General features: G+C 56.1%; 16 protein-coding genes and 1 tRNA gene. 10 read left to right on the top strand and 7 right to left on the bottom strand.

Annotated features, from left to right (window positions below; translation table 11 throughout):
- The first annotated feature begins 143 nt into the window (after positions 1–143).
- Complete coding sequence (locus tag R5H23_RS01360) at positions 144–947, top strand: SDR family NAD(P)-dependent oxidoreductase (protein ID WP_317214004.1); 804 nt, start codon at positions 144–146, stop codon at positions 945–947.
- 93 nt (positions 948–1,040) lie between these two features.
- On the top strand, positions 1,041–2,009 hold the full coding sequence (gene glk / locus R5H23_RS01355) for a glucokinase (RefSeq protein ID WP_317214002.1): 969 nt from the start codon (positions 1,041–1,043) through the stop codon (positions 2,007–2,009).
- Positions 2,010–2,161: 152 nt separating this feature from the next.
- Here glk and R5H23_RS01350 read toward each other — a convergent pair.
- Positions 2,162–2,235, bottom strand: a tRNA-Cys gene (locus R5H23_RS01350).
- Between the two features lie 153 nt (positions 2,236–2,388).
- On the opposite strand from R5H23_RS01350, the gene R5H23_RS01345 reads away from it, so the two are divergent.
- Genes R5H23_RS01345 through R5H23_RS01330 form a run of 4 tightly spaced genes read left to right on the top strand, consistent with a single transcriptional unit; the run spans position 2,389 to position 7,936 of the window.
- Complete coding sequence (locus tag R5H23_RS01345; RefSeq protein ID WP_099212441.1) at positions 2,389–3,846, top strand: TolC family outer membrane protein; 1,458 nt, start codon at positions 2,389–2,391, stop codon at positions 3,844–3,846.
- Between the two features lie 36 nt (positions 3,847–3,882).
- Complete coding sequence (locus tag R5H23_RS01340) at positions 3,883–4,353, top strand: DUF2497 domain-containing protein (protein ID WP_317213999.1); 471 nt, start codon at positions 3,883–3,885, stop codon at positions 4,351–4,353.
- A gap of 45 nt (positions 4,354–4,398) precedes the next feature.
- Entirely contained in the window at positions 4,399–7,065 is a 2,667-nt protein-coding gene (locus R5H23_RS01335) for a valine--tRNA ligase (protein ID WP_317213997.1), read from the top strand.
- Positions 7,058–7,936: a hypothetical protein gene (locus tag R5H23_RS01330; protein WP_252350066.1), complete on the top strand. Its 879-nt coding sequence runs from the start codon at positions 7,058–7,060 to the stop codon at positions 7,934–7,936. Before R5H23_RS01335 ends, R5H23_RS01330 begins: the two co-directional genes overlap by 8 nt.
- Here the strand turns inward: R5H23_RS01330 and ilvD are convergent.
- Positions 7,914–9,770: a dihydroxy-acid dehydratase gene (ilvD, locus tag R5H23_RS01325; protein ID WP_317213996.1), complete on the bottom strand. Its 1,857-nt coding sequence runs from the start codon at positions 9,768–9,770 to the stop codon at positions 7,914–7,916. The two genes, R5H23_RS01330 and ilvD, sit on opposite strands and share 23 nt — an antisense overlap.
- 153 nt (positions 9,771–9,923) lie before the next feature.
- Between ilvD and R5H23_RS01320 the strand changes: the two genes are divergently transcribed.
- Both R5H23_RS01320 and msrA read left to right on the top strand, forming a co-directional pair.
- Complete coding sequence (locus R5H23_RS01320) at positions 9,924–11,855, top strand: CocE/NonD family hydrolase (RefSeq protein ID WP_211513686.1); 1,932 nt, start codon at positions 9,924–9,926, stop codon at positions 11,853–11,855.
- Positions 11,856–11,905: 50 nt separating this feature from the next.
- Positions 11,906–12,448 (top strand): peptide-methionine (S)-S-oxide reductase MsrA, encoded by a 543-nt coding sequence (gene msrA, locus R5H23_RS01315; protein ID WP_215768747.1) that lies wholly within the window; start codon positions 11,906–11,908, stop codon positions 12,446–12,448.
- A gap of 37 nt (positions 12,449–12,485) precedes the next feature.
- Here the strand turns inward: msrA and R5H23_RS01310 are convergent, their stop codons facing one another.
- The 5 genes from R5H23_RS01310 to R5H23_RS01290 form a co-directional block, all read right to left on the bottom strand.
- Entirely contained in the window at positions 12,486–13,799 is a 1,314-nt protein-coding gene (locus tag R5H23_RS01310) for an AAA-associated domain-containing protein (RefSeq protein WP_099212431.1), read from the bottom strand.
- The gene (locus tag R5H23_RS01305) at positions 13,796–15,442 is read right to left on the bottom strand and encodes an ABC transporter permease subunit (protein ID WP_317213995.1); all 1,647 of its coding nucleotides are present in this window, start codon (positions 15,440–15,442) and stop codon (positions 13,796–13,798) included. The genes R5H23_RS01310 and R5H23_RS01305 overlap by 4 nt, the downstream gene beginning before the upstream one ends.
- A gap of 90 nt (positions 15,443–15,532) precedes the next feature.
- Complete coding sequence (gene dut / locus R5H23_RS01300; RefSeq protein WP_317213994.1) at positions 15,533–15,988, bottom strand: dUTP diphosphatase; 456 nt, start codon at positions 15,986–15,988, stop codon at positions 15,533–15,535.
- 23 nt (positions 15,989–16,011) lie between these two features.
- Positions 16,012–17,202, bottom strand: a complete 1,191-nt coding sequence (gene coaBC, locus R5H23_RS01295; RefSeq protein ID WP_317213993.1) for a bifunctional phosphopantothenoylcysteine decarboxylase/phosphopantothenate--cysteine ligase CoaBC — start codon at positions 17,200–17,202, stop codon at positions 16,012–16,014.
- Between the two features lie 3 nt (positions 17,203–17,205).
- Positions 17,206–17,994 (bottom strand): class I SAM-dependent methyltransferase, encoded by a 789-nt coding sequence (locus R5H23_RS01290; protein ID WP_064273224.1) that lies wholly within the window; start codon positions 17,992–17,994, stop codon positions 17,206–17,208.
- Between the two features lie 30 nt (positions 17,995–18,024).
- On the opposite strand from R5H23_RS01290, the gene mutM reads away from it, so the two are divergent.
- Together mutM and rpsT are read left to right on the top strand one after the other, a co-directional pair.
- Positions 18,025–18,858, top strand: coding sequence for a bifunctional DNA-formamidopyrimidine glycosylase/DNA-(apurinic or apyrimidinic site) lyase (gene mutM / locus R5H23_RS01285; protein ID WP_317213992.1), 834 nt, complete (start codon positions 18,025–18,027; stop codon positions 18,856–18,858).
- Positions 18,859–18,982: 124 nt separating this feature from the next.
- Positions 18,983–19,252: a 30S ribosomal protein S20 gene (gene rpsT, locus R5H23_RS01280; RefSeq protein ID WP_046901507.1), complete on the top strand. Its 270-nt coding sequence runs from the start codon at positions 18,983–18,985 to the stop codon at positions 19,250–19,252.
- Positions 19,253–19,565: the final 313 nt, after the last annotated feature.

Here is a 19,565-nt window from a genome sequence, read left to right as displayed (position 1 = left end):
GGCCTTGCACCTCTGGTTGAAAAATTTTTCAGAGCTAATGGAGTAATATGCCTTAACAGCACAGGGTCGCATTTTTTCGCACCGGAAGGCTATACCCTCCCATTACCAATCCGACCATGACTTTCAACGTGGATATCTCTCGCATGGCAACCTTTCCGCTTTCCAGACGCGGCCCTCAGTCACGAATTCTGATCACCGGAGCCTCGAGCGGCATCGGTGAGGCACTCGCACTTCACTATGCGCGGGCAGGAACACATCTTGTTCTATGGGGCCGCAACCAAGAGCGACTGGATAAGGTCGCAGCGCAGGCCCAACGCCACGGCGCCACGACAGAAACTCTCGCTCTTGATCTGTGTGACACAGACGCGGCCCTGGCTGCCTTACGAAAAGCCGACGACGTCAGCCCGATCGATATTCTCGTTCTCGGTGCAGGGCTGGGAGACATCCGCCCGGAAAATGAACTCACGGAACTCCCGGAGCAGGTGAAAACCATTTCGCTCGTCAACTTCACGACGCCCGTGACCCTGGCCACCGAAATGGCACGGCGCATGGCTCCACGGGGTGGCGGAAATATCGCTCTCATCGGTTCTGTTGCTGCATTCCATGATCTTCCCGTCGCGACGGCCTATAGCGGCTCAAAAGCTGGCCTTGCCCGTTTCAGCACAGCGCTTCATGCCGCCATGACACCGCACAATGTTCATGTGACGCTTGTCTCTCCGGGATATGTCGACACCCCTATGAGCCAGCGATTGGAAGGGGCTCGGCCGCTATTGGTGTCCTCTACCAAAGCAGCGCGCCTCATCGCACGCGCCATCGGGCAGGGACGGGCGCATCTTCTCTTTCCATGGCCTTTCGCTCTGGCCCGACTTCTGGAAATGCTGGTGCCGCGGCCAATCGTTCATCGCCTGCTGCGTTCCGCCGAAGTGCGACAACGTGCTGCAAATTAAGAAAAGCCGCCTCTCACTAACTTGACGGCATGCTGCCGGTAGGCGACTGCTTCCACATTCAACAGATGCCAGACAGGCCAGAGGATAGTTGTCATGAGGGAAATCGTTGCGGTCGATATCGGCGGCACCCATGCCCGTTTTGCAATCGCAAGCATCGAAAACGGAACCGTCGCTGAACTGGGTGAAGCCGTCACCCTGAAATGCGCGGAACACGCAAGCCTGGCTCTGGCCTGGGAAGCTTTTGGCAGGACCTTGGATCGCCCTTTACCAAGGGAAGCCGGGATTGCCGTAGCCTGTCCGGTTACAGGTGAAATCCTGAAGATGACCAATAATCCCTGGGTCATCCATCCGACGCAGCTTGCCAGCCGTCTGCATCTCGACAACTTCGTTCTGGTCAACGATTTCGGTGCCGTGGCTCATGCGGTCGCCCAGGTTGATTCATCATATATGAGACATCTGTGCGGCCCGGACGTGGATCTTCCATCGCAGGGAACCATCACGATTGTCGGTCCAGGCACAGGTCTGGGGGCAGCCTGCCTGCTACGCCGTGGAGAAAAATACTTTGTCATGGAGACCGAGGGCGGCCACCTCGACTACCCACCACTCGACGAAGTTGAAGACAACATCCTCAAGGCGCTCCGCCAGCGTTTCCGGCGCGTTTCAGCAGAACGCATCGTGTCTGGCCCCGGCCTGACCAACCTTTACGAAGTCATTGCCGAACAGCAGGGCCTACCCATCACACTACGCGATAACAGAACACTCTGGCAGAACGCCATGGAAGGTTCCGACACGATCGCAGCCGCAGCTCTGGAGCGCTTCTGTCTGAGCCTTGGTGCCGTTTCTGGTGATCTTGCCCTAGCACACGGCGCCCATGCCGTTGTGATTGCCGGCGGCCTTGGACTGCGGCTGGCGAATATTCTCGGTCAATCCGGCTTTGCCGAACGTTTCGTCGCAAAAGGGCGCTTTGAGACCATGATGAGCGAAATGCCTGTCAAAATCATCACGCATCCCCAGCCTGGTCTCTTTGGGGCAGCCGCAGCCTATGCAGAGGCTCACTCCTGACAGACTGAGCAAGACGGCTGGCTAACGTGACGCAATACGCACGGCCAGCCGATCAAAAAAGCCAATACTTTATTTGAAAATGGTAAAATCGAATTCCTGATTTTTAGAACATCAGGAAAAAACGGCTATTTTCTGCGGGGGAGTAGTCTCTCTGGAGGTCCGGGCGGGAATCGAACCCACATTCGCGGATTTGCAGTCCGCTACATCACCATTCTGCCACCGGACCTCGGAGGAGACAGGGGCTATATCGTCTTTCAGGACATTTTGGTCAAGAGAGATATTTCAGCCTCGATGAGGATTTTTCTTCTGAGAGGGATCAGGCTATTAAGGGCTGATTCACGAAACGCTGCGATACAGTGTTCAGATGGCAGGATATCTCATGACTTCAGGATGCAACGGCACAAAGGCTCTATCTGGTCCCTTGGGACTGGGTCTTCTGAGCTTTCTCCTGAGCGGAACAGCCCTGGCTCAGAAGTATGACGGGAGCGGGTCCCCAACCTTCGTCCCACATACTTTGCAGGAAGCTCTTTCCACTGCCTATCTGACAAACCCCACACTCCGAGAGGAGCGTGCCCGCCTGCGTGCAACAGATGAGCAGGTTCCGACCGCAATGGCGGGCTGGCACCCGACCATCCAGACAACAATGAACCTGACCTACTACGACGGTCAGACCAACTATGCAGCTGGCAGCGGTAATCTGGGGACGAACCAGCGCTATCAGACGCCTGGATACAGCGGCGGTGTAAATATTACCCAGCCTTTGTATGAAGGCGGCAAAACTGTCGCAGGCATTCACGCAGCGACAAATCAGGTGATGGCTGAACGCGCCAAACTGATCTCGACAGAACAGACAGTCTTCACAAATGTCGTCAATGCCTATGTAGGCGTCGTTCAGGACGAGCAGCTTCTGCAGCTCGCCATCAATAACGAGCGCGTTCTCCAGCAGCAGGTTCAGGCCACGCAGGAACGCTTCCACGTTGGTGAAATTACCAGAACTGACGTCGCCCAGGCGCAGGCAGCTCTTGCAAGCGCAACAGCGCAGCGGCAGCAGGCGGAAGGAACTCTTCAGGGAGCACAGGCAACCTATATGCAGGTCGTGGGGATTGCTGCACCTCCAAACATTGAAGCGCCCCAGCCACTCAAGCTGCCCGTTCAAAGTGAGCGCGAAGTCGTTGCCCTTGCAGTTCAGAACAATCCGGACGTTGTGAACGCGCTCTTCACTGAAGCGCAGCAAAAAGACAATGTGTCTGTGCAGATCTCGGCGATTATGCCCAAGGTTTCCGCTGAGCTTGCTTTTCAGCACTCCATAAATCAGGGTTACAGCCGCTCGCTGACAGATAATAAATATGGAATGCTGGCCTTCCAGATTCCGATCTATCAGGGCGGTTCTGAATATTCTGCCATCCGCGGTGCACGCCAGCAGGCACAGGCCGCCCATCGTGAAGTGGATGTGCAGCGCCGTACGGCCCTTCAGAAAGGAGCGGCGAGCTGGCAGCAGATGGTTGCTTTCAAGCAATCCATCAACAGTGATCGCGTGGCCATTTCCGCCAACGTAATTGCGTTAGATGGTGTGGAACGTCAGGCTCTGGTCGGGACCAGCACAACACTGGCCGTTCTCCAGCAGCAGCAGACGCTCCTGCAGGCCCAGCAGACACTGGTTCAGCACCTGTCTAACCTGGTCATCTCCTCGTATGCGGTCGCAGCGTCGATCGGAAGACTGACGGCATCTGACCTCAAGTTGGGGGTCCCGCTCTACGATGAAAAAGCCTACTACAATGCGGTCAAGAACAGATTGTGGGGCACCAGCGACTACGCGATCAATCAGCCTGGACGCTAATGCTTTTCCTGTAATGCTCAAGATGCCCCATACGTCATGACCTCTCCATCTCCGGAGCCGCAGCATGGCTCCGCTGACGATACAATCGACACCGTCCTTAGCTCGATCCGCCGGATCCTGAAGGACGACAAGACTTTGAACAAAACAGTGGAGAGCACACTCGTGACGTCAGCTATCGAAAATGACGAACTGACCCTTGAACCATCCATGATGGTGTCGCCTGCAAAGACAGAGCACGGCAACTCCGCGCCGCAGGATGATCTCATGGGCGCACAAACCATTGCAGCTGCAGAGCACTCGCTCAATGACCTGCAGACCGCATTCAGCAGTAACGGAAAATCAATCCCGTCCGATACCGTCGTGAGCGGAAGCAGCGGCATGACGATTGAAGACATGGTTCGCACTGAAGTGCGCTCCATGGTACGGACGTGGCTCGATGCTCATCTGCCTTCGCTTGTAGAAATTCTGGTGCGCGCCGAGATTGCGCGCCTGCGCCCGAATAACTGATTGCCTTCTTTTACCAACATTTGCCGCTGAACTTTCTGGATTATCATGCTCGAAAAAAGTTTTGTTCCCGCTGATCATGAAACGTCTCTCTACGAAAGCTGGGAGAACAACGGGGCCTTCCGTGCCGACCCGAGTGCACCGGGAACGCCATTTTCGATCATGTTTCCCCCACCAAATGTCACGGGGACACTGCATCTCGGCCATGCCCTGACATTTACGCTGCAGGACATTCTGATCCGCTGGAAGCGTCAGGAGGGCTGCAATGTCCTGTGGCAGCCAGGAACTGACCATGCTGGCATCGCCACGCAGATGGTTGTCGAACGCTCGCTGGATAAAGAAGGCGTCAGCAGAACCGCTTTAGGTCGCGAAGGCTTTCTTGAGCGGGTGTGGGAGTGGAAAGAGCAGTCCGGCGGTGAGATCGTCCAGCAGCTTCGCAAACTTGGTGCTTCGGCAGACTGGGACCGCGAACGCTTCACCATGGACGAGGGGCTTTCACGCGCTGTCCGCAAGGTCTTTGTACAGTTACACGAGGAAGGGATCATTTATCGTGATCGCCGCCTGGTAAACTGGGATCCGAACTTCCGTTCCGCGATTTCCGACCTTGAGGTTGAGAACCGCGAAACCAAGGGATCCATGTGGTACATCCGTTATCCGCTCGAGGACGGACGGACGATAACGGTTGCAACCACGCGCCCTGAAACAATGCTGGCAGACGTTGCCGTTGCAGTTCACCCTGAAGATGAACGCTACGCCGACATGGTGGGCAAGTTCGTTACGCTCCCGTTAACGGGTCGCCGTATTCCTGTTGTGGCAGACCTCTATTCCGACCCTGAAAAGGGAACCGGCGCTGTAAAAATTACGCCTGCTCACGACTTCAATGACTTTGAAGTGGGCAAAAGACACAATCTGTCTGCGCCCACGATGCTGGATGAGACAGCCGATATCTGGCTCGACGAAATCCATGCCGAGTTGGCTGATGTCGACGGCCTGTCGTCAGTAGCGTTTGTGGAATCGCTTGCGGGTCTGAGCAGGGAAGAGGGACGCAAGCGCATCGTCGCCGAACTCGAACGTCTTGAGTGGCTTGAAAAAATCGAACCACATAAGCTTCAGGTCCCTTATGCCGAGCGCGGTGGCGCGGTTGTCGAACCGCGCCTGACCCTGCAGTGGTATTGCGATGCAAAAAAGCTTTCAGGCCCAGCAGTAGAGGCCGTGGAAAGTGGTAAAATCGTTTTTGAACCCAGACAGTGGCAGAATACGTTCTTCGCCTGGATGCGAGACATTCAGCCATGGTGCATCAGCCGCCAGCTCTGGTGGGGGCATCGTATTCCGGCCTGGTATGGTCCGGATGGCAGTGTTTATGTCGCTAATACAGAAGCTGAGGCCCAGGCCCAGGCCGGTGATGGCGTTCCACTGACGCAGGACGAAGATGTTCTCGACACGTGGTTCAGTTCCGGCCTCTGGCCCTTCACAACTCTCGGCTGGCCGGACAAAACGCCCGAGCTTGCTCACTATTACCCGACGAGCGTCCTCGTCACGGGCTTTGATATTATCTTCTTCTGGGTCGCCCGGATGATGATGATGGGCCTGCATTTCATGGACGACGTACCCTTCCGAACGGTCCTGATTCACGGCCTTGTCAGGGACGAAAAAGGGCAAAAAATGTCCAAGTCCAAGGGGAATGGGCTGGACCCTCTGGACCTGATTGCAGAGTTTGGTGCTGATGCAACGCGTCTGGCAATCTGTGCGGGTACAGGCCCAGGCCGCGACATCAAGCTCGGTCGCAAGCGCGTTGAAGAGCATCGTGCATTCGTCACGAAACTCTGGAACGCGTCCCGTTTCCTTGAAATGAATGGCGCGCGGCCCGTAGAGGGCTTCGATCCGGCGAACGTCCAAAGCAGTCTGGGGCGCTGGATCCTCTCAGAAGCAAACACCGCCATTGCGGATGCACAGCAGGCACTTTCGAACTATCGGTTCGATGAGTACGCTAACTGCTGCTATCGTTTCGTGTGGAGTTGTTTCTGTGACTGGTTCGTAGAGTTTTCCAAACCCGTCTTCGCGGCGGAAAATGACGAGACCATCGAACTTCGCGCGGTCAGTGCCCATGTTTTAGGACTGATTCTGCGCCTCATGCAGCCTGTGACACCATTTGTAACAGCTACACTTTGGAAAGAACTGGGTTATTCCGGTGACTTCACAGCAATTCTCTGGCCGGAAAAAATGCCGGTACAGAACGCAGAAGAAGCCCGTGCAGAACTGGATTGGGTCGTACGTCTGATCAGCGAACTTCGTACGCTTCGCTCTGAGATGAATATCCCCCCAGCGCAGAAAGCACCGCTGATTTTCCGCGATGTTTCGCCAGAAAACCTCACTCGTGCAAAAACATGGGCTGAAGCTATTGGCCGCATGGCACGCGTCTCGGACGTTGATGTTTTCCAAGGCGAAATTCCCAAAAACGCCGCTCAGATCGTTCTTGATGAAGCGACGGTCTTTATCCCGCTGGAGGGCCTGATTGATCTCGATGCAGAACGGGGACGTCTTGCAAAAGAGATCAGCAAGAACGACAGTGAGATCATCAAGGTCCGTCGCAAACTGGACAACGCTGATTTTGTTGCACGTGCAAAGCCGGAAGTGGTTGAAGAAAACCGTCAGCGCCTTGAAACCTTCGAGCATGATCTCGAACGCCTCAAGGCTGCACTTGCGCGGCTTGGCTAAGCCTCCCAAGCTTTTCCTGATTGCCTTGGCAATGATGCTTTCACAGACATCAGTTGCCAGGGCCACAGAACTTCCTGTCGGACCCAGCTCCCAGAAAGCCATTCTGTATGGTCGGTCGCTGGATATTGACGCGTTCCGACCCTCTGGCTGTCGTTTACGGGCTATCCTGTTTGTATTGGCGGCAAAAGACCGTGATAACGAGGCATACCGTGATCAAAGCATCCCGCTTGCACGCGCTGTTTGCGGGGTGGTCTTTTCACCGTCGTTTCCTCTGAAGCAGTTTCCAACCTGGCAATATCAGCGCGGCGGTTTTCCTGTACGGCAGGACGAAATCCCGGCTGCGACACTGATTAAGCCCATGGAACAGTGGGCATGGGAGGAAACCCAGCAGCCGGATCTTCCTATTATTCTGATTGGCCACTCAGCTGGCGCGCAGTTTCTGGACCGCGTGGCGGCATATGCTCCGGCAAATGAGGTCGAAATTATCCTCATGAACCCGGCAACATACGTGGAGCCAGAGACTGACAGTCCAGTCCCTTATGGGTTCAATGGTTGGCCGGAGAATACCCAGCAGCAATCCATCAAGCGTTATTTGGCTGAACATCTCACCATCCTGCTTGGTTCGGACGATGTGGAAACTACTCTCGAGGCAGGCCGCATTGCCCAAGCCATGGGACAGGGCCGCAATCGCCTGGAGAGAGGGCAGTGGGCCTATGCCCAAGCCAGAGAAGAAGCCTACAGGCTTGATGTCCCTTTTAACTGGGACATCGATATCGTGCCCAACACGGGGCATGACGGGCCAAAAATGCTGGCCTCTCCCGAGTTGAGAGAGGCCGTAGAGCGCGTGATCAGCCGCGTGTCTTCACAATAATCTGAGACAGATCACGAACAGCACCGTTGGCAGCGCTTGTTGTCATCGCCGCATATGCCTGCAGAGCGCGGGATACGACACGCGTACGGTTCGGCTTCCAGGCATTTTCGCCACGGCCATTCATGGCTTCACGACGGTTCGAGATTTCCGCATCTGAAATATCAAGACGCATCGTCCGGTTTGGAATGTCGATCACGATGCGATCACCATCTTCTACCAAGCCGATCACACCGCCTTCAGCAGCCTCCGGCGAGACATGCCCAATGGAGAGGCCTGAGCTACCACCCGAGAAACGGCCATCCGTCACCAGAGCGCAGACTTCAGCCAACCCTTTGGATTTCAGATAGCTGGTCGGGTACAGCATTTCCTGCATCCCTGGACCACCGCGCGGCCCCTCGTAGCGGATAACAACGACATCGCCAGCAACGATCTTGTTCCCAAGAACAGCGGCAACAGCATCGTCCTGACTTTCAAACACGCGAGCCGTACCCGTAAAGGTAAGAATGTCTTTGGCCACGCTGGCGGTTTTCACAATCGCACCGTCTTCCGCGAGGTTGCCGTACAGAACGGCCAGCCCACCATCCTGCGAGAAGGCATGAGCACGGCTTCGCAGGACGCCATTCTCACGATCCGTATCCAGTTCATGGTACTGGCTGGACTGTGAAAAGGCATGCACGGTGCGCACTCCACCAGGAGCGGCCTTGAACATTTTAACCGCTTCTTCGCCGCCATTCATGATGTCCCACTTCTGAAGGGCATCAGCCAATGTGGGAGCATGAACTGTTGGAAGAGATGTTTGCAGCAGACCTGCGCGATCGAGTTCGCCCAGAATGGCTGGAACACCACCTGCACGATGCACGTCTTCCATGTGAACGTCTGCTTTGGCAGGCGCGACTTTGCAAAGATGGGGCACCTTGCGGGACAGACGGTCAATGTCTGCCATGTGGAAATCCACTTCACCTTCGCGGGCAGCAGCCAGCAGATGCAGTACGGTGTTCGTTGATCCACCCATGGCAATATCCAGCGCCATGGCATTTTCAAACGCACTCCGGGTTGCGATGCTCCGCGGCAGCACGGAAGCATCGTCCTGCTCATACCAGCGACGTGCGAGCTCAACTGACAGACGACCAGCCCTCAGGAACAGATCGCGACGATCAGCGTGGGTTGCCAGCAAAGACCCATTACCAGGCAGCGCAAGACCCAGCGCTTCCACAAGGCAGTTCATGGAATTGGCCGTAAACATGCCGGAGCATGAGCCACAGGTCGGGCAGGCTGAGCGCTCGATCTGTTCAGATTCACTGTCCGTCACGTTCGGGTTCGCCGCAGCAACCATCGAATCTACAAGGTCCAGCTTACGCTCAACACCTGGGCCATTGAGCTTGCCCGCTTCCATGGGGCCACCGGACACGAACACAACAGGAATGTTCAGTCGCAGGGAGGCCATCAGCATGCCCGGCGTGATCTTGTCACAGTTGCTGATGCAGACGATGGCATCCGCACAGTGCGCGTTCACCATATACTCGACGGAGTCAGCAATCAGCTCTCGTGAGGGCAGGGAATACAGCATTCCGCCGTGTCCCATGGCGATGCCATCATCCACAGCGATCGTGTTGAATTCTTTGGCGACACCACCGGCTTCCTCAATGGCGGAAGCTACGAGAGAGCCCATGTCTTTCAGATGCACATGCCCAGGAACAAACTGGGTAAACGAGTTGGCAATCGCGATAATAGGCTTTCCGAAGTCACCGTCCTTCATCCCCGTTGCGCGCCAGAGCGCACGCGCGCCAGCCATGTTGCGGCCATGGGTCGTAGTGCGGGAACGATAGGCAGGCATCAGAACAGAACTTTCATAACAGAAGGAGCCATGCTCCATAGCGAATCAAACAAAAAAAGACCAGCGCAGGAAAGATATGAAAAGCATTCTCTCCCGCTCTTGCTAGATGGGAACACACAAGGCCAAAATCCATCCAAAGATCAGGAGCCTTTTGTGAAACGTTATCTTCTCAGCCTTGGAACGGCTCTTTCCATTGCCTGTATCCCTGCCGCACTGGCTGCCCCGGCATCTGCTGGACCCGCCGTAACGCCAGACATGATCCAGACCGGAAACGACATTCCAGCTCATGCCGCCCTGCCAACTGATCAGCAGGACTACATCAAGCGTGACATCATGATTCCCATGCGGGACGGAGTGAAGCTCCATACCGTGATTGTCATTCCCAAGGGAGCAAAAAACGCACCAATCCTGCTCACGCGCACACCATATCATGCCAGTGAGCGCCTGAACCGAATTCCCAACGCGCCAACCATGCGTGAAATTTGCCCTCAGGGCGATGGGGTCTTCGTCGAGGAAGGATATATCCGCGTTTTCCAGGATATTCGTGGAAAGTACGGGTCTCAGGGCGACTACATCATGACCCGTCCGCCGATCGGGCCCCTCAATCCCACCAAGACAGACGATACCACCGATGCGTGGGATACGATCGACTGGCTCGTGAAAAACCTTCCGGAAAGCAACGGTCGCGTTGGCATGACTGGCTCTTCGTATGAAGGCTGGACCGTTGTGATGGCGTTGCTGGACCCGCATCCAGCCCTCAAAGTGGCCGCTCCGGAAAGCCCGATGGTGGATGGCTGGATGGGTGACGACTGGTTCCATTACGGCGCGTTCCGTCAGCCTGGCCTCGACTATTTTACCATGCAAATGAGCGAAGCCGGCGAGGGGCCGACAATTCCTCGCGCAGATGCCGACGATTACACCAATTTCCTGCAGGCTGGCTCAACGGGGGCATTTGCAACCAAAGCAGGGCTGAACCAGTATCCGTGGTGGAACCGCCTGAAAGCACACCCATCCTACGATGCGTTTTGGCAGGAACAGGCGCTTGACCAGATCCTTGTCCGTAAGCCTCTAAAGGTCCCGACAATCTGGGAACAGGGCCTGTGGGATCAGGAAGACATGTGGGGCGCGATCCATTCCTGGATGAACCTCAAGGCTCACCACACACAGGTCCCGAATGTTCTCGTCATGGGGCCATGGCGCCATAGTGGCGTTAATTATGACGGATCGACGCTGGGTCCACTGCACTTTGAAGGTGACACGGCCCTTTGGTACCGCTCCAACGTCATGCGCCCATTCTTCGATCATTATCTGAAGGATGGCGCTGACCCGCATCTTGATGAAGCGATTATCTACAACACGGGCGAAAACCACTGGGATCATTTCCGCAACTGGCTCGCAGAGTGTGACACGACCTGCATGATGCGTGGAGAGCGTCTGTATCTTCAGCCTGACCACGGCCTGTCATTCAAGCGGACGCTCCCCGGCACGGATGCTTATATCTCTGATCCCGCGCATCCTGTTCCTTTCATGCCGCGCCCATACAACGCAGGGGATGCCCGCTGGAAAGCATGGCTTGTTACGGACCAGCGCTTTGCCGAGAGCCGCCCGGACGTTCTGACTTACGAAACTCCCGTCCTAGACGCGCCCGTCCGCGTGTCAGGCGTCCCAACCGCCGATATTTTTGCTTCCACGACCGGCACGGACGCCGACTGGGTTGTAAAAATCATCGACGTGCAGCCTGGCGTTACGCCGGATCGTCCGGAAATGGGCGGGTATGAGCTTCCAGTTTCGATGGACATCTTCCGTGGGCGCTATCGCAATGACTTCGCGCACCCATCGGCCATACCCGCAGGACAGATTCAGGAATACAAGTTCACGCTGCCGGCGGTGAACCATGTTTTCCAGAAGGGCCATCGGATTCAAATCCAGATCCAGTCCAGCTGGTTCCCGCTCTATGACCGCAATCCACAGAGCTTCGTTCAGAATATCTTCGACGCGAAAGCATCGGACTATCACTCTGCAACCCAGACTATTCATCGCGGTGGTAATGCTGCCAGCGCAATCTGGTTACCAGTGGTGAAATAAGGAAGAGGCCTCCCCATATGGGGAGGCTATCGTCTCAGGAGACTCAGTTTATGAGTGCACACTCTTCCATTCTTCTTGGTGCAGGCTGTTTCTGGTGCGTGGAAGCCGTCTATACCGGCCTGCGCGGCATTATCTCAGCAGACCCGGGCTATGCAGGCGGTCATGTCGATAATCCGTCCTACGAAGCTGTTTGTACCGGGAACACCGGACATGCAGAGGTCGTGAAGGTCGTGTTTGATCCAGCGGAAATTTCTCTGGCAGATGTCCTGCGGGTCTTTTTCACGACCCATGATCCCACTCAGCTCAATCGGCAGGGCAATGACGTCGGGACGCAGTATCGCTCTGTTATTTTCGGAGATGCCGACCAACAGCGTGTTGCCCAAGAAGTAAAGGCCGAGATCACCGAAGAGCAGATCTGGCCCGCACCGATTGTCACGTCCATTGAAGGCCCGGCGCATTTCTGGCGCGCCGAGGAAAAGCACCTCGACTATTTCGCCCGCAATCCGGAAACGGCCTATTGTGCGGCTGTTGTAGCCCCCAAGGTTGCCAAGGCGCGCAAGCTATACCGGGACCGTCTCAAGACACCGGCCTGAAGGGTTTTCTGCTTCTGCTGAGGGGCAGAAGCAGATCCTATTCTTCCGTTTCCAGATGGAAGCGGTCTGATTCTTCATCATAATCAAACAGTTCAGCATACCGTGCCCAGCCGATAGCTGTTGTCAGTGTCTGCTGGGCATAATCGGGAGACATGTTCTCCTCGAGAGCTTTGCGAAAACGATTGGCATCCACCACATGGTTCGGCCGCTCATCCAACGTGCTTCGAATGACGCGAAGGAGCGGCAGATAATGCAGCAGCGCCGTGCGCATAATATCCCGGCGGGCATCGGCGTCTCCCTCGACGAATGATCGCCCATCATCCGTCAGAAGAATGTCTCCATCTTCCAGCTCTGCAAGATCAAGCAGTTGCAGGGACTCTCCCAGCGGCAGAAGATCATCGAGCGTCATCTGCAAACGCTGACCAAGTTCCGGCAGATCAGCGCGTCCTGAGAGTGGCTCTCCACTCAGAACTTCCATAAGGCCAACCAGCACTTCAATCTGAAGGTCTGGCAATACAATGGACAGAGGCGGCAACGCGGCAGCTGACACCCCAACCGTAGTATCGACTTCCGAGACGATCGGCGCACGTCGTGTCATGAGGGTGTAGATCTGATCCACGAAGCTCCGAAAATCAGCGCCCTCCCGATTCCGCGGATGGGGAAACGGAACGGAAATTTCGTGCGTCACCCGTCCTGGGCTGGACGAGAAAATCAGGATCCGGTCACACATCAGCACGGCTTCTTCAATGCCATGCGTCGCGAGTATCATCGCATTGAGCGACGAGAGGCGTTTCTCGGCCCAGAGTTCAATCAGGTCCGTTCTTAGATTTTCCGCACTCAGAACATCGAGGGCAGAAAAGGGCTCATCCAGCATGAGAAGAGAAGGTTGAAGCGCCAGTGCCCGTGCAAATGAGGCACGTTGGCTGAGGGCTTCAGACAACTCCTTGGGATAGGCGTTTTCGTACCCCTCAAGCCCCATGACCTCAATCGCGGCACTGGCACGCGTTTCCCGCTCAGACCGTGACAAACGCTGCGCTTCAAGCCCCAGAAGCACATTCTGTCGAAGAGTCAGCCATGGAAACATCGCGCCCGACTGGAAAACTGTCGCCACCTTTTCCAGTGGGCCAGCTACCGGCTTGCCTTCCCAATAGACCTTTCCCTCTACAGGAGGCGTTTGTCCGGACATAATCCGCAGGAGGGAAGACTTTCCGGAACCAGAGCGACCAAGAAGCCCAAGGATTTCACCAGGACGCACATCGAAACTGACCTGATCAAGCACCACAAGATCAGCATTGCTGTCCTTCTGGTAAATCTGGCGGCAGTCCTGAAGGCTAAGCAGGGAATAGATCATCGGATTGCATATTTCTGTGCGGCGTAAACCGCGAGGGGCTGAAGGACAAGACGATCAAGCAGCATGGAAAGAAGCGTGAGAAGCATAAGAATAACGATCTGTGCGCCAATTTGTCCCTGAAGCATATCGGCCAGCAGCGTCGCACCCAGTCCGCTATCAGAAGGCACGAACGCCTCAGCCACCATCACGGCATCCCAGATCGGAACAGCGGCCAAAAGCAGGCCACCACACAGATCAGGTGCAATGGCTGGTAAGATCAGGCGCTTCCACAGCAGAACGCCTTTAAGCCGCAGTCCGCGCGCAACCTGCCTGAACGGCGCCGGAATAGCCTGAATGGCATCCAGTACCGTCCCACCCGTGAGCCAATGCGCACCAAGGAACAGAAGAACAGCGGTGGGAACGACATCCAGCCCACGGAAGGCAGGATAAAGAAGAACGGCCGGGAAAAGCGAGCCTGCCAGAATAACCATCCTACTGACCCGAAAAATACCGGCTCCAGCATCAAAGAAAAATAGAGCCAGCGGCAACCAGAGCACGATGCAGAGGATAAGAGCCCCGCAAACATGCAGAAGCGTCAAAACACTCTCAAGCACATCATACGGCAAACGTGTCGCCAGATGGCTCTGCGCAACGGCGATACCCAGAAAGATCAGGGAGGCCCCGGGAATAAGCCAGCCAGGCACCGGGAGGGATTTTGGGGAGGAGGGTTGAACATAACGCATCGTCCGGCCGATCCGGCAGTTACCAACCCCGCTAATGAGCGTGTGCAAGCTCACGCTAACACCGTTCAAAAGACCTGTTTCTCTCCAGAACTGAAGCATCCAGGAGTGCGTACGTTTTTTCTGTGGCTGAGGACCATCCAGCCTGTACCGCTGCGCCCATCCGGTCATAGGCCTGATCAGACACTGGTCCATGATCACGATCAGAAGAACCGCGCAGATGCCAGCCTCCAGAAATCCGCTCAGATGATGGGTTTCAAGCGCCACCAGTGCCTGCGCCCCGCACCCTCCGACGTCACGCCGCATCAGAAGGGTCATAAGACCCTCCACACACAGCAGGCGAAACCATAACCCCGGAATGGCCTGCACAGCACGGAACGTCACCAGAGGGATGGCAACCGGAACCTGCAACCGCCAGAAGTGCTGCCAGCCCGTCATACGCAGACCTGTGGCGACTTCTTCAAGCTCGGCTGGAAGCGTGTCCTGGGCATCCAGAAGAGCCGTCAGAACACGCCAGATCATATTGAAGGCCGCTGCCGCTACAATCACGACAAGAGGAGGTAAAAATAGAAGTAAGAGCCCCGTCAGGCCAAGCCCCGGAACAGCGCGTGCAACAGAGAGTGCAGGCACCAGAATACTACGAAACCGTGGAAACTGCCGCGCCGTGCCTGCCAGTACGAGCGACACAACAACGACTGTCGTCAGAGCAAGCCCGGCGTGGAGGACAGTCCAGGCGACTTCCTGCCAGATTGGGAATGCCGGCTTGAGTGGCAAGGGCAGGGCACCCGGAACCCAGACTGCACCCTTCAGCAGGAAAAGACACAGACCCGTCATGGCAAACAGAATTGATAACTCTACGCCACTCATACGCTGTCGCCAGCGATGCATGACGCGAATGGGCATGGCCAGCGGGCTGCCCGTCATGATGACTTTTGTCCTCCCGGTTTCATGATGACCGAGAGTAAGGAAGGTTCTTCCGGAGGCTCAAGTGTTTTCTGCATGTCCCGAAGCGTCTCAGTGGCCTGTGCTGCCAAAACCGCGTGCACCGCGATCTGTTTCATCGAGAGAAGAAACTTCCTGCCACTTCAAACGGGAAACCGGTGCCAAAACCCCCTGAGCAATGCGGGTGCCACGCTCTACCGTGAAGGGCTCACTCCCGGCATTCATGACAATAATGCCAATTTCCCCGCGATAATCTTCATCAATCGTGCCAGGAGAATTCGGGAGTGTAATGCCGTGCTTCAGGGCCAGGCCAGACCGGGGGCGGATCTGAAGTTCGTAGGCAGAGGGCAGGGCAATGCATAGCCCTGTGGGAACAAGTGCACGGCCACCCGGTGCGATAACAATGGGTTCTGCAATCGCAGCAACAAAGTCGAAACCAGCAGCGCCAGAGGTGGCGTAAGCTGGCAGAGGCAGCCCCTTGGAATGAGGAAGGCGTGTAATCCGTACATCAATAAGATCGGTCATCATGGGGCCTTTCTTATCTTGGATTTTCAGGGGATTGAAGAGACGAAGACGTCAGAAATCCGCTGTACCAGTTTCCCGGCAACCTGAGACTTGTCCATTTCAGGCCAGGTTTCGATGCCCGTCTCAGTGATCAGGCTGACCAAATTTCTGTCTGCTCCAAAGACACCGCGACGCACATCATTGGCCACCAGCCAGTCACACCCCTTGCGCTGACGCTTGGCAACAGCATTCTCGAGCACGTCATCAGTCTCAGCGGCGAAGCCAACGATCAGTTTCGGCCGATTTGCCAGTCGACAGAGAGTTGCAAGGATATCCGGGTTTTCCACCAGTTCGAGAACAGGCGGCCCTTCACTGGTCTTCTTGATTTTACCCTGAGCCGCTGCCTTTGCGCGCCAGTCACTGACCGCGGCGGCGCAAACGGCAATTTCGGCAGGAAGCGCGGCTTCACATGCCCCTAACATCTCACGTGCCGTCTGAACCTTTACACAGACGACACCTGCCGGGACGGGCAGAGTAACCGGACCACTGACAAGTGTTACTTTTGCGCCTCGCGCAGCAAGAGCGGCGGCAATCGCATAGCCCTGTTTGCCAGAAGAGTGATTGGAGAGAAACCGGACAGGATCCAGAGGTTCAACTGTTGGCCCCGCAGTAACGAGAGCATGCCTGCCAGCCAAAGAATGATCTGACGCCAGCGCCTCCAGGATTGCGTCCCGAATGACGTCAGGTTGGCTCAGACGCCCCGGACCAAACTCCCCGCACGCCATACTGCCTTCATCGGGGCCTACGACGCGCACGCCACGTTCTTTCAGAAGGGCGAGATTGGCCTGTGTCGCGGGATGCTCCCACATGCGCACATTCATGGCAGGCGCCAGCAGTATAGGGGTCGTGGTGGCTAAAAGGAGCGTTGTGGCCAGATCATCGGCCATCCCATGCGCCATACGGGCCATGAGATTGGCTGTAGCCGGGCAGACCACAACAAGATCTGCGCTGCGTGCCAGAGCGATATGCCCAATCTCGCTCTCCTGCGTGGGAGCAAAGAGCGCATCATGCACCTGCTCCCCGGACAGAGCCTCAAGGCTAAGAGGCGTAATGAATGCTTTTGCCGCGTCCGTCATAACCGGTGTCACGGAGACATTGTCTGCCTTTAGCAGGCGCACAAGTTCCAGCGCCCGATAAGCAGCAATTCCTCCGCCAACAATCAGCAGAACGCGGCGCATCAATTACAGACGCCAACCAGAGTGAATGGCAGCGATACCGCCAGACAGGTTGCGATACTGAACACGCTCCAGACCTGCATTCCGCATCATCTGAGCAAGTGTTTCCTGGTCCGGGAACATACGGATGCTCTCAGCAAGATACTGGTAGCTCTCAGCGTCCTTGGCGATCAACTGTCCCATCTTCGGGAGAACCTTGAAGGACCACGTATCATAGACAGGCGAAAGAGCTGCAATTTCGACACGCGAGAATTCAAGACAGAAGAAGCGTCCACCGGGCTTCAAAACACGACGCGCTTCACGAAGCACTGCATCCTTGTCCGTGCAGTTCCGCAGACCAAAAGCGATGGTCACACGATCAACAGAACAATCGGGCAGGGGAATCGCTTCGGCGTCGACGACGCACACTTCAATCTGGCCAATCAGACCAGCCTTGATTGCGCGATCACGCCCAACGGACAACATCGCCGAGTTAATGTCAGAGAGAATGGCCGGGCCACCGCCTGCACGAAGCCAGCCGAATGTGATGTCACCTGTACCGCCAGCCAGATCCAGCAGCTTCATGTTCGGACGGGCACCGAGCATGCCCACGAAAATCCGCTTCCAGACGCGATGGATCCCCAGCGACATGACATCATTCATGATGTCATATTTGCCAGCGACGCTCTCGAACACCTCCCTGACCATGGTCTTCTTCTGGTTCCGCGGGACATTGCGGTAACCAAAATCCGTGGTGTCTCCGGTCTGCTCGGAAGACGGGAAGGGCGGGACGTTATGTTCAGCGCTATCGGTCATGGGGCAATCGATATATCTTTGTGACCAGTCATGCCAGAGCTTCCAGAAGTCGAAACCGTCATGCGTGGGTTCCAGGATGCCTTTCAGGGGCAGAGGATCCGTCACGTTACTGTCAACCGCCCTGACCTGAGGTGGCCATTTCCCTTGGATCTCCGGGAAAGGCTTGAAGGGCAGACCGTGCTCTCCTTTCATCGTCGCGCCAAGTATATCCTGATGCGCGTTGAGAACGGATGGAGCATGATGCTGCATCTGGGAATGTCCGGCAGACTGCTCCTTGGGCAGTCAGGCATGAATACGACTCCGCCAAAACATGAGCACCTTGTCCTGCAGACGGAAAACGGGGCACGCGCTGGCCTCGTTGACCCACGCAGGTTCGGCATGGTGGACGTGGTTCCCACACATCGGGAAAACGCACATCGCCTTCTGAGCGGCCTGGGAATCGAGCCCTTATCCGCGAATATGACTGGCACGTATCTTCATACGGTCCTGCAAGGTCGCCGCACGCCGATCAAAACAGCGCTTCTGGACCAGAAGCTGATTGTGGGCCTCGGCAATATTTATGTGTGTGAAGCGCTGTTCCGGAGCCATATCCACCCCGCACGCGCGGCCACAACGCTGACAGAGGCAGAAGCCGACAGTCTTGCAAATGCCATTCGAACTGTTCTGGAAGAGGCCATCGCGTCAGGAGGCTCTTCTTTGAGAGACTACGTTCAGGCTGACGGGACGAAAGGGGGATTTCAGGATCTCCACCTTGTTTATGGGCGGGAAGGCGAGGCATGCCGCCAATGTGGGGCAGGCTCCACCATTTCACGCATCACCCAGGCGGGGCGTTCCACATTTTTCTGTGCAAACTGCCAGAAATAGTGGCCTCCGCCCCATTGGTGGCAGTGTGTATAAAATGTGTAAAACGCTTGACGCCGCCGCTCATGACGGGTAGAGGGCGCCAATCATTTTCCGCGACAAGACCGCTAACTGAACCGAAAGATCCATGGCAAATACAGCTTCTGCCCGTAAGCGCATCCGTCAAAACGAACGTCGCCGCGAGCGCAACGTCGCCCGCATGTCCCGTATGCGTACCTTCATCAAGAAGGTCGAACAGGCCATCCAGTCCGGCGACAAGACGGCTGCTGCCGAAGCATACAAGGTTGCACAGCCTGAAATGCAGCGCGCTGCCGGTAAGGGTGTCGTTGCAAAGAACACGATCAGCCGCAAGCTGTCCCGTCTTTCTGCCCGCATCAAGTCTCTCGCCACGGCCTGAGACCCTTTGCAGGGTTTGAACTGAAGAACGCGCTCTCTCACGGGAGCGCGTTCTTTTTTGACTATATGGCAACACCCCTCTGCAGCACTTCTGAACCTTTCGTGTTCCAGCTTGCTTCGGTCTGACCAGAAGCCTATTCTGTCAGATCAAGTCAGTGCCAGAGGCTCTGTTTTCTCCGGGAAGCGTCAGCTTTTTCTGAAGCGCCATGCAGCTTGTGTGGTCACTTCCCGTTGAGGACGTATTCACCCTGCGCGCAGGGAATCAAGACAGACGCCCCGCAAGTCCCGGGGCCGAAATGAAAGGGGGTACCATA

The sequence above is a fragment of the Gluconobacter sp. GP1 genome, assembly GCF_032913585.1.
GTDB classification, from domain to species: Bacteria; Pseudomonadota; Alphaproteobacteria; order Acetobacterales; family Acetobacteraceae; genus Gluconobacter; species Gluconobacter cerinus.
This window is presented reverse-complemented; position numbering and strand designations above follow the sequence as displayed.